General features: G+C 63.3%; 12 protein-coding genes. 10 read left to right on the forward strand and 2 right to left on the reverse strand.

The features are described 5' to 3' along the window. The first annotated feature begins 88 nt into the window (after positions 1-88). The 4 genes from ACWTU8_RS23275 to ACWTU8_RS23290 all read left to right on the forward strand — a co-directional run bounded on the left by ACWTU8_RS23275 (position 89) and on the right by ACWTU8_RS23290 (position 4356). Entirely contained in the window at positions 89-1606 is a 1518-nt protein-coding gene (locus tag ACWTU8_RS23275; RefSeq protein ID WP_455849991.1) for a S10 family peptidase, read from the forward strand. An 86-nt stretch (positions 1607-1692) separates the two neighbouring features. Continuing rightward, the gene (locus tag ACWTU8_RS23280; protein ID WP_455849992.1) at positions 1693-2274 is read left to right on the forward strand and encodes a DUF1349 domain-containing protein; all 582 of its coding nucleotides are present in this window, start codon (positions 1693-1695) and stop codon (positions 2272-2274) included. Between the two features lie 139 nt (positions 2275-2413). Continuing rightward, a complete protein-coding gene (locus tag ACWTU8_RS23285; RefSeq protein ID WP_455849993.1) occupies positions 2414-3124 on the forward strand; it encodes an SDR family NAD(P)-dependent oxidoreductase in 711 nt (236 codons plus the stop codon). 212 nt (positions 3125-3336) lie between these two features. Further along, positions 3337-4356: an isopenicillin N synthase family dioxygenase gene (locus ACWTU8_RS23290; protein WP_455849994.1), complete on the forward strand. Its 1020-nt coding sequence runs from the start codon at positions 3337-3339 to the stop codon at positions 4354-4356. A 237-nt stretch (positions 4357-4593) separates the two neighbouring features. Here the strand turns inward: ACWTU8_RS23290 and ACWTU8_RS23295 are convergent, their stop codons facing one another. After that, positions 4594-5394, reverse strand: a complete 801-nt coding sequence (locus ACWTU8_RS23295) for an IclR family transcriptional regulator (protein WP_455849995.1) — start codon at positions 5392-5394, stop codon at positions 4594-4596. A gap of 241 nt (positions 5395-5635) precedes the next feature. Between ACWTU8_RS23295 and ACWTU8_RS23300 the strand changes: the two genes are divergently transcribed. The 4 genes from ACWTU8_RS23300 to ACWTU8_RS23315 are packed head-to-tail and all read left to right on the forward strand — an operon-like array spanning position 5636 to position 10146. After that, a complete protein-coding gene (locus tag ACWTU8_RS23300; protein ID WP_455838941.1) occupies positions 5636-6688 on the forward strand; it encodes a substrate-binding domain-containing protein in 1053 nt (350 codons plus the stop codon). 19 nt (positions 6689-6707) lie between these two features. Continuing rightward, positions 6708-8216 (forward strand): sugar ABC transporter ATP-binding protein, encoded by a 1509-nt coding sequence (locus ACWTU8_RS23305; protein WP_455849996.1) that lies wholly within the window; start codon positions 6708-6710, stop codon positions 8214-8216. Beyond that, complete coding sequence (locus ACWTU8_RS23310) at positions 8213-9178, forward strand: ABC transporter permease (protein WP_455849997.1); 966 nt, start codon at positions 8213-8215, stop codon at positions 9176-9178. Before ACWTU8_RS23305 ends, ACWTU8_RS23310 begins: the two co-directional genes overlap by 4 nt. Further along, positions 9175-10146: an ABC transporter permease gene (locus ACWTU8_RS23315; RefSeq protein ID WP_095518504.1), complete on the forward strand. Its 972-nt coding sequence runs from the start codon at positions 9175-9177 to the stop codon at positions 10144-10146. The genes ACWTU8_RS23310 and ACWTU8_RS23315 overlap by 4 nt, the downstream gene beginning before the upstream one ends. On the opposite strand, the gene ACWTU8_RS23320 is transcribed toward ACWTU8_RS23315, so the two are convergent. Further along, on the reverse strand, positions 10120-11061 hold the full coding sequence (locus ACWTU8_RS23320; RefSeq protein WP_455849998.1) for an amidohydrolase family protein: 942 nt from the start codon (positions 11059-11061) through the stop codon (positions 10120-10122). The two genes, ACWTU8_RS23315 and ACWTU8_RS23320, sit on opposite strands and share 27 nt — an antisense overlap. A 77-nt stretch (positions 11062-11138) precedes the next feature. Here ACWTU8_RS23320 and ACWTU8_RS23325 point away from each other — a divergent pair, with 77 nt between their 5' ends. Both ACWTU8_RS23325 and ACWTU8_RS23330 read left to right on the forward strand, forming a co-directional pair. Then, on the forward strand, positions 11139-12458 hold the full coding sequence (locus ACWTU8_RS23325; protein WP_455849999.1) for an alanine racemase: 1320 nt from the start codon (positions 11139-11141) through the stop codon (positions 12456-12458). 44 nt (positions 12459-12502) lie between these two features. Beyond that, positions 12503-12847, forward strand: coding sequence for a RidA family protein (locus ACWTU8_RS23330; protein WP_036267438.1), 345 nt, complete (start codon positions 12503-12505; stop codon positions 12845-12847). The last annotated feature ends 8 nt before the right edge of the window (positions 12848-12855 follow it).

Here is a 12855-nt window from a genome sequence, read left to right on the forward strand (position 1 = left end):
GTTCCAGCAGCGAAGGGCTGCACGATCCTGTGATTTCGGCTGAGCCATCAGCGTGATAGCTTCGAGTTGTTTCCGCTGCGGAGTGGCCATGCGTACCAAGCTGCTAGAAATCACCCTTGCTATGTTGCTGCTGGCTGGCGGCCTTCCAGCCGGCCATGCGGAAGTGGCCGGGCGGCCGTCGCCTTCGGGTGGAGTTCTGTCTCTGCTTCCGCCTCCCCAGATCTCTGATCATTCGATCGTGATCGCGGGACGTACGCTGAACTATCAGGCAAAGGCCGGCACTCTCTCGTTGCTATCCGGTAAGGGCGACGTCACGGCGGAAATTTTTCATGTCGCCTACACGCTACGTCCCGAGCCAAGCCGGGAACCTGACCCCCGGCGTCCCGTTACCTTCGTATTCAATGGCGGTCCAGGAGCGGCTTCCGCCTATCTGCATCTCGGCGCGCTCGGTCCCCGCGTGATGGCGACGGCGGATAATGGAAGTTTTCTCCCATCGCCGCAGAGGCTTTTGGACAACCCGAACACATGGCTCGACATGACCGACCTGGTCTTTGTCGACCCCGTCGGAACGGGTTACAGCCGCGAAGCATCCGGGACCGAGGCGCGCAGCTTCTGGGGCGTCAACCAGGACGCCGCCTCGATGGGCGCCTTTATTCGCTTCTATCTGGCACAGGCGGGCCGCATGGCGTCACCGGTGTTTCTTGCTGGCGAAAGCTATGGCGGGTTTCGGGCTGCACTGCTCGCCAAGACGCTTCAGGATGATATCGGCGTCAGTCCTCGCGGCATCGTGCTCATCTCGCCGGCGCTCGAATTCACGCTCGTGCGCCCAGACGAGTTCCAGCCGCTCCACTGGGCGCTTGAGCTCCCGTCGTTGGCGGCGGTGCGCCTGCGCAGCGAAGGCGTCACCGGTTCCGAGCTGCAGGAGCGGTTGGCCGATGTCGAACGCTATGCCCTCGGCGACTATCTTGTCGCGCTTGCCAGCGGGCTGGAACAGGGTGGGCGCCTGGCGAGCCCGCGCGTGGCCGAAATCACCGGCCTGCCGCTCGAACTCGTCAAACGAAACTTTGCACGCATTCCCACCGAACTCTTCGCGAAGGAGTTTGCGCGGGCAAGGGGCAATGTTCTCAGCGCCTATGACGGCACGATCGAAACGGCGGACATCGCCCCGGAAAGTCCAAGGCCTCGCGGTCCTGATCCGGTCCTCGACCGAAGCGTGCCGGTGCTCACTTCCGCCTTTGTCAGCTATGTGCGTGAGGAATTGAAATTCCGCACCGATATAAGCTACCGGCTTCTCAACCGTGAAGTCAGCGGCAATTGGGATTACGGGACGAGCCCGACGCGTCAGGGCTATGTCGGCGTGATGGATGACCTTCAGCAGGCGCGAGCGCTGAACCCCGGCCTCGGCGTTTTGATCGTTAACGGCTACACCGACCTGGTGACACCCTATTTGGCATCCCGCTACCTTGTCGGCCAGATTCCTTCGCTTCCTGGCGCAAAGCCGATCCGCATTGACCTGCTGGAAGGCGGCCACATGATGTATTTCAGGCCAGAGAGCCGGCGCGCGCTGAGAGAGGCCGCGTCCGAGCTTTACCAAATGCCGAAATGAAACGGTTGAACCCGCGTACAATGGTCCAGATGAGGGCGTAGCCGCCTCGACGGATAACGCAACACGAACCGGAGAGGCGAGCAACGATGACATCTCAGGATGCAGAACTGACCTGGCTCAACCCGCCACCGCATCATGCTTTTGCCGACGGCACCGTGCATGTGCGCACCGGCAAGGAAACCGATTTCTGGCGTGAGACGTTCTACGGCTTCTGGCGCGACAATGGCCACCTCCTGTACCAGCAGGTCGAGGGCGACTTCAGCGCCGAGGTCACCGTCAAGGGGGACTACAAGGTGCTCTATGATCAGGCCGGTTTGATGGTCCGGCTGAGCGAGACGCACTGGGTCAAGGCCGGCATCGAGTTCACCGACGGGCTGGCGTATTTTTCTGTCGTCGTCACCAATGATGCTTCCGACTGGTCGTTGGTCAGCATCCCGGCTGGTCCGGACGGCGTCAGGATCCGGCTGACCCGCCATGCCGAGACAATCCGTGTTCAGTATCTTGATGCCTCCGACCATCACTGGAAGCCGGTGCGGCTCGCCTATTTCCCGCCCTCGAAAACAGTCGATATCGGCATGATGTGCTGTTCGCCGCAACGTGAAGGTTTCGAAGTCACATTCAGCGATTTTTCGGTCGGCCCGGCGATCTCGAGGGAACTCCATGACTGATGCGTCCCATGGCATGCGGGCCAATCGGACTTTTACGATCTGACCGACGGTCTGCCTCAGAACACGAATGGTAGGGCCTGAATCGCCAATCCGCCGCACTAGAATCCGTACCACACCAGAATCCTAAGGGAGAAGCTCCATGACATCAGACGTGGCAGTTATCGCAGGAGCAGGGCTGGGGCTGAGCGCCTCGCTTGCACGTCTTCTCACCAAGGAGGGCTTTCGCGTGGTCCTGGCTGCCCGCCACCTCGGCAAGCTGAGCACGCTGGTCGACGAGACCGGCGCGCTGGCGGTCGAAACGGACGTTGCCGATGTCGCGTCAGTCGAAAACCTGTTCGACGTCGCCGACAAAGCCGGTCCTCTGTCGCTTGTGGTTTTCAACGCCAGCGGCCGCGCCCGAGGACCGATCGCCGACCTCGATCCCGAATCGGTTAGGCAGGCGTTGCTGGTCGGCGCCTATGGCGGGTTCCTGGTCGGCCAGCAGGCTGCGCGCCGGTTGCTTTCCCGTGGCTCCGGCTCGATCCTGTTCACCGGCGCCACCGCCAGCGTCAAGGGGTTTCCGGGTTCGGCCGGCTTTGCCATGCCAAAGTTCGGCCTGCGCGGACTGGCCCAATCCATGGCCCGCGAACTTGCCCCGAAAAACATCCATGTCGCGCATTTCATCATCGACGGTGTGATCGCGCCGAACGAGCCCGGACAGAATAGGCCCGGACAGGCCAGCGAACCCGACCGGCAGGATCGCCGGCTATCTCCGGACGCGATCGCCGAAACCTATCTCGCAACCCACCGGCAGCATCGCAGCGCCTGGACTTGGGAGCTCGAACTCAGGCCATGGCTCGAGAATTTCTGAGCGTCGGCCGCACTGCAATTCGCGTATATGGTTGCCGTGATGCCTTCGTGCCATGGAATACCCGTTCGGACGTTATTTGCCTGCCGGCCGCCAAACGCAGCGCTGACTTTCTTCCATTGGCGTCGAGATTGGATCGACCATTGCTTTGACCGCAACGACCTGCGTGTCACCGTAAGGCCTGATCCAAGCCTTGAGGCAGGAGGAGGTTGACCATGGCCAGGATTGTACCCGTGCTCGATCTCAGCCGTCTCGAACAGGGCGCGTTGGAGCGTCGGACCTTTCTGTTCGACCTGCGCACGGCGGCCCGCGATGTCGGCTTCTTCTATCTCAGCGGGCATGGAATTTCGGCTGTTGAGATCGACGAGGTGCTCGACGCCTCGCGTCGGTTCTTTGCCTTGCCGGAAGCCGACAAGCTGGCCATCGAAATGGTCAAATCCCCGCAATTCCGCGGCTACACGCGCAGCGGTGGCGAACTGACCAAGGGCAAGGCCGATTGGCGCGAACAACTCGACATCGGCGTCGAGCGTCGACCCATACCACAGGGGCCGGGCATTCCTGCCTGGACGCGGCTGCAAGGGCCGAACCAATGGCCTTCGGCCCTGCCGGAACTCGAGCCGGCGCTGCTGGCATGGCAGGCCAAGGCGACGGCGGTGGCGATCCGCCTGCTGAAGGCTTTCGCGCTGTCGCTCAACCAGGCCGAGGACGCTTTCGATCCGATCTATTGCGGTGAGCCCAACCATCGCATGAAGATCGTGCGCTATCCCGGACGCGACGCAACCGGTGGTGACCAGGGCGTCGGCGCGCACAAGGACGGCGGCTTCCTGACGCTCCTGCTCCAGGACGACAACAGGGGGCTGCAGGTCGAATATGACGAAAGCTGGGTGAATGTGGATCCCATTCCCGGAACGCTGGTGGTCAACATCGGCGAGCTCCTCGAACTGGCATCGAACGGTTATCTCAGGGCGACCGTCCATCGTGTCGTCACACCGCCGGCCGGTGTCGAGCGAGTATCCGTTCCTTTCTTCTTCAGCGCCCGGCTCGATGCGACGATCCCGCTGCTCACACTGCCTGAAGAACTGGCTGCCGAGGCGCGCGGACCGGCGAGCGATCCGGACAACCCGCTGTTTCGCGACGCCGGAACCAACGTGCTGAAAAGTCGCCTGCGCTCGCACCCCGACGTGGCGCGCCGGTATTATGCCGATCTCCTTGAGACGAGGGCGTCATCTGTCTGAAAACGTCAGAGCAAATAGAACAGGAATTTTCGTCATCCCGCCGGCTTTTGGAATTTTGTTCGTCGCCAACACGCCCAAACAAGCTCAAACAGGTAAGACCGTTCGACGGTTTCCTCCCATTCCGCTGAACGGCGTTCCCCTCTGAAGGTTGTAACCTTCATTTTGGCCGGGCCGATTCGAGCCCGGCCTTTTTTCCGCGCTCTCTTGGCGAATGCGTCAGGGCCGATTCTTCAAAAATTAGCTTCCCGCCAACGACAATCCACGGGCGCGTTCGCACAGCAGGGCAAGCAACTCGCTGCGCCGCGTTTCCGCTGTATCGACCGGCAATACGAAGCAAAGGGTCTTGTTGATGGCGCCGTGGCCGTCGCGGATAGGCGCGGCCATGCACCACGTGAAGCGGTCGGCCAGAGCAGCGGTCTCGCTGAAACCTTGCTGGCGGGCCAGGGCGACATCGCTGAAGAATTCGGCTGGCGCAATGACGCGGCCGTCGGGCAGCTTGTAGTCGCCAGGCGGGATGAAGTCCTTCACCTCTTCCTCACTCATATGGCCAAGCAAGAGCCGCCCGGATGCCGTCCACGGGATCGGCACCTCGACCCCGACATCGCTTGAAATCCGGAAAGGGCCGGAAGAGTCACGACAATCGAGAACGATGTATTTGTTCCCGCGCAGGCCGCACAGCTGCACGGTCTCGCCTGTCTCAGCGGCCATCTTGTCCAGCGTCTCGATGATGCGCCGGTAGTGGGCGTTGTGATGCGAGTAGGCCCAGCCGAACAGATGCATAGCCCGCCCGAAATAGACGCAGCCTTCCGTCCCGACATTTTCGAGCATTTCGGCTTCGAGCAGGCTGTTGACGATTTCGTAGGTGGTCGAACGCGGTGCGCCGATCATCTTGGCGATGTCGCCAACGCGCATCGGCGCGCGGTGTCGTAAAAGCGCTTCCAGCAGCATGATGACGCGGTCGATGCCGCGGCGCCGTTCGCCATTACGCGGCTCGGCGCCGGCTTCCGTTTCGATCAGACCAGTGGCGCTATCGCTCATGTCGGCCGCATCCGCGTAAAAATCAATTCGGCCCTCGTCTCAAGACGCTTGAAAGATGTCAAGGCTCAGTCTAGCATCCGATTTGTCCGATATACAGACATGCTGTCTGAAATATCAGACAATAACGAGCCAGGCGCAGAAAATTCTGACGAAAAAAACAGGCGGTTTCCGGATGCGGCAACCGGCGAGCTTTTTCGTCCGGACCCCGCACGTCCAGGCCTAACCTCAGAAGGGAACAATCATGACGAAATTATCGTTTTTCGCATCCGCCAGCGCCCTTTGCTTCGGTCTCCTCCTGAGCCTCGGCGCCGGCTCGCAGGCCAATGCGGCCGCCAAATGCATCAAGGGCGACCGCAAGGCGCCGTACACGATCGGCTGGGCCAATATTTATTCAGTGCCGACCTGGATGAAGCAGACACAGGGCACTATCGAAGCCGAAGTCGAGGCGTTGAAGAAGCAAGGACTGGTCGACAAGCTTGTCGTGACCGACGCCCAGGGCGACGCCAACGTTCAGATCCAGCAGATCCAGTCGATGATCGATTCCGACGTCGACGCCATCATCCTGATTGCCGGCTCGTCGACCGCGCCGGCGCGTGTGCTGGCGGACGCTTGCGCCAAGGGCATCGCCATCATCAACTTCGATAGCCTCGTCGACACCGACCAGGTGACCGCCAAGGTCAACACCGATTCCGCCCAGTGGGGCGATCAGGCGGCCAAGTTCCTGATCGACGCGATCGGCGGCAAGGGCAAGATTCTGATCCTCAACGGCCCGGCCGGCGTTTCGGTTAGCGACGATCGTCGCAAAGGCGCTGACGCGGCGCTTAAGGCCCATCCTGACGTGACGGTCCTTGCCGAGACCAACACGCCCTACAACGTCGCGCCTGCACAGGAAGCCGTCACCAGCCTGCTGTTCGCCAATTCCGAGATCGACGGAATTCTGTCGCTCGGCGGCGCCTTGTCGGCGGGTGCGGTACTCGCCCTCGACAAGCAGGGCCGCGAACAGGTGCCGATCACCGGCGAGAATGCCCGTCAGTTCCTCGAACTCTGGAAGGAAAAGGACCTCAAGAGCTGGGCGACTATGCAGCCGAACTGGCTCGGCGCCTTCGCCGCCTACACCGCCGTCCAGGCGCTGGAGGGCAAGGATGTGCCGGCTTTCGTCAAGATCCCGCTGCCGGTGATCGACAATTCCAACATCGATCAGTACCTCGGCCGGGCGGCCGATTTTCCGGCCGACGGCTACATCTATTCGCCCTACGACGAGGAACTGTTCAAGAAGCTGCTGGCTGAACAATAAGCCTGAAAGGTCGCAGAAATTGGTGGCCACGGCTCCGCTTCTTGCCGCGCGGGGGGTGTCGAAGTCCTTCTTCGGCAACCCCGTCCTGCGCGACGTGTCCATCGCTCTCCAGCCGGGCCGCGTGCATGCGCTGCTCGGCGAGAACGGCGCCGGAAAGTCGACGCTGATCAACCTCTTGTCCGGTGCCTTGCGCCCGGACGGGGGGGCGATCGAGGTCGATGGGCGCCCGGTGTCGCGCATGACTCCCGCCTATGCGCAACAGGCGGGGATCGCGGTTGTCCAGCAGGAACTCAGCCTGACGGCCAGCCTCTCCATCGCCGAGAACATCGGCCTTGGCGCTTATCCGCGCCGGTTCGGTTTGCTCGACTATCCCGAACTCGCCGTGCGGGCCAGGGCAGCATGCGATCTTGTCGGGCTTCACGAACCGCTCTCGATACCGGTCGGACATTTGTCGCTTGGCCGCCGGCAGATGGTGGAGATAGCCAAGGCGCTTTACCGCCGGCCGCGCGTGCTCATTCTCGACGAACCCACTTCGTCGCTTTCGGCAACCGAAACGAAAGTCCTGACGCAGTTGCTGGAGAGGCTGCGCGGCGAGGGCATCGCTATTCTCTACATTTCGCACCGGCTGAACGAAGTCATGGCGCTGTGCCAGCATGTCACTGTCCTGAAGGACGGCACCTGCACGGCGGACCGCACGCTGGAAGGAACCGACGCCAGCGGACTGGTACGGCTGATGGTCGGCCGCGACCCCGGCGACCTCTTTCCGCATTGGCAGCCTTCGGCATCGGCTGCCAGCGCCATCTCGGTTCGCAATTTTTCGGCCGGCCTGATGCGCGATGTCGATCTCGACATCAGGACGGGCGAGGTGCTCGGCATCGGAGGCCTGGTTGGGCAAGGGCAAGAAGATTTGCTGCTCGGCCTCTACGGTGCCATTCCGGCGAGGACGGCATCCGCGACCGTCAACGGTGCTTCGGGTCTGCCCGCCGGTGTGCCGAAGGCCAACGCGCTTGGCCTCGCCTATGTCCCGGCCGACCGCAAGCGCGAAGGCCTGCACCTGATCCATTCCATCATCACCAACATGATGCTGCCCGCTTTCGCAAGACTGCCGGCGCTGAAGCTGCGCAGCCGCCGTGCCGAGCGTGAGACGGCAAGAGGTCTCGCCGTCCAGCTTGCCATCAAGGGCGACCTCGGCCGGCCGGCACAGGCCCTGTCGGGCGGCAACCAGCAGAAGGTCGCGCTGGCGAAATGGATGCCGCACAACCCGCTTGTGCTTCTCCTCAATGACCCGACACGCGGCGTCGATGTCGAGACCAAGCGCGAAATTTATATGATGCTTCGCAACTTCGCCGCCGCCGGCAAGGCGGTCGTGCTGCTCAGTTCCGACACACCCGAACTGGTGCACCTTTGCGACCGCGTCGCGGTGGTCCGGGAGGGCCATATCGTGGCCATGCTCGAGCGCGGCGCACTGAGCGAGGAAGCGATCGTTTCCGCCGCGATGGGCGCCGAACAGCGCAAGGTGGCGGCATGAGTACGGTGGGCTCCTCAAGGCAAACCGGCGCTCTCTACTGGCCGGTTCAGCTGCGCCGCAATGTCGGCGTGCGGGGCCTGTTCGCCGTGGTCATGGCATTCCTCATCGCCTATGGCGTCCTCTTTCCCGGCCTCTTGACCGGTTCCGGCTTCGCCAAATTCACCCAGAGCTGGTTTCCGCTGGCGCTGGTCGCCATGGCCCAGGCGATCCTCATGCTTACCGGCGGCATCAGCCTAGCCATCGGCGCAATGGTCAGCCTGGGCGCGGTGATCGCCGCGACGATAATGACTGGGCCGCTGGGCGTAGCCGGCGGTGCCGCTGCGGTGGCGCTGACCGGTCTCGGCATCGGTGCCGCGACCGGGTTGATCGTCGTAAAACTTCGGTTGCCGGCGATCGTGGTGACGCTCGCCGGCTCCTTCATCATCGGCGGTGCTGCGCTGCTCATCCTGCCGAGACCCGGCGGCGCCATTCCGGAGTGGCTGTCGGACCTGCTTGCCGGCAACACGCCCGCGGCCTTCGTGCTGCTGGTGCTCATCGTCCTTCTGTGGAAGCTCTACCTCGCCATGCCGCTTGGTTTGAGCCTCTATGCCGCCGGCGAGAATCCGGTCGGCGCCTACCGCTCCGGCGTGCCGGTCGACGGTGCCCGGATCGCCGCATACGCGATCAGCGGTCTGCTTTGCACAGGCGCCGGCCTGTTCGTCGCCGCGCAAACGGGTTCGGGCGATCCGGTCATCGGCACGGCGTTCACGCTGAATTCCATCGCCGCCGCCGTGCTCGGCGGCATCGGTTTCCTCGGCGGGCAAGGCACGATGCGCGGCGCTCTTGCCGGCAGCCTGCTGCTCAGCCTGATGATCAGTGTCATGTTCTTCCTCGGCTTCACGCCGGTCGCCCAGTATGTCGCCCAGGGCCTCATCATCATCGGGGCGGTCGCCATCCCGCAATTCCGCAAGGTGCAGCAATGACAGCATGGAAAGAGACCGTTGGCGGCAGACGCGCCCTGACAATCCTGCGCAGCCGGCCCTTCCTCACGGTCGCCATCGTAGCAGGGGTGTGGATCGCGGCGAGCTTCGCTTCGCGTGGCTTCGGCGCCTATGGCCATTTGCGCTATCTGGTCGAACTGGCCGCGGTCATCGGCCTGGTTGCGGCGGGCCAGACCTTTGTAGTCATCGCCGGCGGCATCGACCTTTCCGTCGCGGCGATCGTCACAGTGAGCGCCGTCAGCCTGCCGCTGCTGTCGTGGCAGGCGGATCCGACCGGGCTCACCGCCGTCCTTGCCGTCCTTGCGTTGACGACGACCATCGGTCTGGTGAACGGGCTAGGCGTGGCGCTGTTGCGCGTTCATCCGATGATCATGACCCTGGCAATGGCGACATTCCTGCAGGGTCTGCTGATCATCATCGCCGGCGGCAGCGCCGTGACCGCCGAAAACCCGCTGGTTCGATGGCTCGGCAATGCGCGGCCGGCCGGTATTCCCGCAGGTGTGCTCTTGTGGTTGGCCGTCTCCGTGATCGTACTGACCGCAATGCATGCCACATCCTTTGGAGCACGGCTCTTCGCCATGGGCGCCAACCCACTCGCCGCGGCACTCTCCGGCGTTCCCGTCGCCTCGACCACCCTGGCGGTCTACGGCATCAGCGGCTTCACTTCAGGGCTTGCGGGCGTGCTGGTGCTCGGCATGAACGGACAGGGCTATGTCGGGATCGGCGATCCCTATCTCCTCGCCTCGATTGCCGCCGTGGTTCTCGGCGGCACCTCGATCCTTGGCGGGCTCGGCACCTATGCCGGCACCATCCCCGGCGCCATCCTGCTGGTCACAATCACGGCTCTGATCACCGTCGTCAACGCATCGCCCGGCTGGCGCAGCATTCTGTTCGGTTCGCTGATCCTTGGGCTGCTGCTTCTCTCAGGCAGGGAGCAGGCCCGCCGATGACATACCGTCCAGCCGGTAGATGCGCCTTGCATTGCCGAAGAACAGCGCCGTCTGCTCGTCTGCGGAAAGCTCGCAGGCAATGGCCTTGAAGCTGTCATATACCGCATCGAACGACGCGTGCAGACCGGCCACCGGGAAGTCACTGCCGAACATCGCGCGCCGCGTGCCGAAACAGTCTATGCAATGCATGACAACCGGCTTCAGGCTGTCGAGCGTCCAGTCATGATCGTAGGCGACCAGATCCGATATCTTGATGGCGACGTTGTCACACTGGGACAAACGCCGAACTCCTTCGCGCCACGCCCGCATTCCGTCGGAATTGCGATCGATCGGGCTGCCGCAGTGGTTGAGGACAAAGAACTGGTCCGGATAGGCCGCTGCAAGGCGCGCCGAACCGGCGAGCTGGCGCGGAAACACCATCAGATCGAAAACCAGCCGATGGCCGGCAAGCAGGGACAGGCCGGCCCGCCAGCCCGGATCGTCCATGATGCCGTCACGGGCAGCGAAACGGCGGGCGGGGTCAGGATCCCAGCTCAGTATGTCGCGCACGCCGACGACACGGTCGAATGCCGCCTGCGCCTCGACCAGCGCCGGCGCATGGCGGTTCGCCAGCGGGACGTGAACGACGTAGCGGGCGGCCACGCCACGCGACTTGTCGAGCGTTTCAAGCCACCGCGTTTCGCCGACGCAGTCATCCCCGGCCCAACCGGCTTCGACATGGATGGTGGCGACGACATTGTGCCGGCTGGCGTCGCGCAAATAATCCTCTGGAAGATAGTTTCGCCGCAAGGGGCCAACCTCGCCCAGGCCGCCGCGTTCGCCAGCCGTTCTAGCGAGCCAGGGGTGCCGGCCGAGGCCGAGATCCCAAAGATGATGGTGGGCATCGATGATCGGTCCGGAGTAAAGCTTTGGCACGCATCTCTCTCATGCTGTGGCCGGCATCGGAAATCGATCCGGACTTCATCGTGCGAAGGCGGAAGGAATAGCATCGGATGACCGAAAACTCACCCGTACCGTCGCTCGCGACCCGTGAAAAGTTCCTGCTCGATGATTGCATCCGCGGCGTGCCGCCCGGCACCTTCGGGCTGGACAGCAGCCTTGTCGCATCTGAGCGCTGGCACCCGGCTGATGGGCACATGTCGCTGCCGGTGCTGACCCTCGACGAGGAGGCCTTCATCGCCAATCGTGACCTGTTTCTGCGCTATGCAGGTGAACATGGTGCCATGATCGCGCCGCATGCCAAGACCCCGATGGCGCCGGACCTTGCTCGATCGTTGGTAGAGGCCGGAGCATGGGGCACGACCGTCGCGGATATCAGACAAGCCGCGGTGATGCTCAGGGCCGGCCTCACACGGCTGATCATCGCCAACGAGGTTGGTGGATCAGGCGGTGCGAACCGGCTCGCCGCGCTGGTTGGCGCCTGGCCAAGCGTCGAGCTCTTCGTCTTCGCCGACTCTGCCGTCGCCGTGAATGCGCTCGCCGAAGCCTGGCGGTCCAATGCGATGCTGCCGCCGTTGCGCGTGCTCGTCGAACTCGGTGCGGGGAGGGCAGGCGCGCGGACTACTGGCGAAGCTGAGGCGATCGCCGATGCAGTTGATGCAGCCGGCGGACGGCTGCTGATTGCCGGTGTCGCAACCTACGAAGGTGCCGCGGCGCAACCCGACTCCGGCCGCGCCGAGGAGGTGATCTCCGACTTGTTGGCGATGACCGCCGACATGTTGCTGCGGCTTCGCGCCCGCGTCGGCGGCGCTGCGCCGCTGGTCGTCACGGCCGGCGGCTCGGTGTTCTTCGACAAAGTGGTCGCCGCGCTTTCGCCCGCCGTTTCCAGGGACGGCAATGCAACGCTGGTGTTGCGCAGCGGCGCCATCTTCTTCCACGACCATGGCATCTATGATCGCTCGCTTAGCGCACTCGATGCCCGCAAGGGCTTTGCAGTCGGCGGCGTTGGTGTTTCCGCACGAAACTCGTTTCGTCCGGCTTTGCGCCTATGGGCCGAAGTGCTGTCGCGGCCGGAGCCCGGCCTCGCGATATGCGGCATGGGCATGCGCGACGTGTCGTTCGATCAGGGGTTTCCGATGGTGCTCGCGGTCTTCCGGACCGGCAAGCCGCTGCCGGTACCGCACGCCGAGGTCTTCAAGCTCAACGACCAGCACGCCTTCCTGTCGATTGCACCCAGCGACGACATTGCCGTTGGCGACATCATTGAATTCGGCATCTCCCATCCCTGCACCTGCCTCGATCGCTATCGCGTGATCTTCGGCGTCGACGCGGCCGGCCATGTCCGCCACGCCTTTCCCACCTATTTCGGCTGACCGGATCTTGCGGCGGCCCCAAGAGAACCTCGAAAGGATCCAATATGATCAAGTATTTCCAGTCCGGCTCCCGCATGTCGCAGGCGGTCGTCTATGGTGGCCTCGTCCACATCGCAGGCCAAGTGGCTGACAATCGCAAGGCCGGTATCGAAGGCCAGACCAGCGATGTGCTCTCAAAGATCGAGGCGCTCTTAGTCGAGGCCGGCAGCAGCAAGTCGAAGCTTGTGGCGGTCAACATTTTCCTGCCGCAGATCGGCGACTTCGACGCCATGAACAGCATCTACGATGCCTGGGTGGATCCTCAACGCCTGCCGGCGCGGGCTTGCGTCGAGGCTCGTCTCGCCGACCCCGATCTCCGTATCGAGGTCACCGCGGTTGCCGCCGTCTGAGTTGTCGC

The sequence above is a fragment of the Mesorhizobium sp. BHbdii genome (assembly GCF_053848045.1).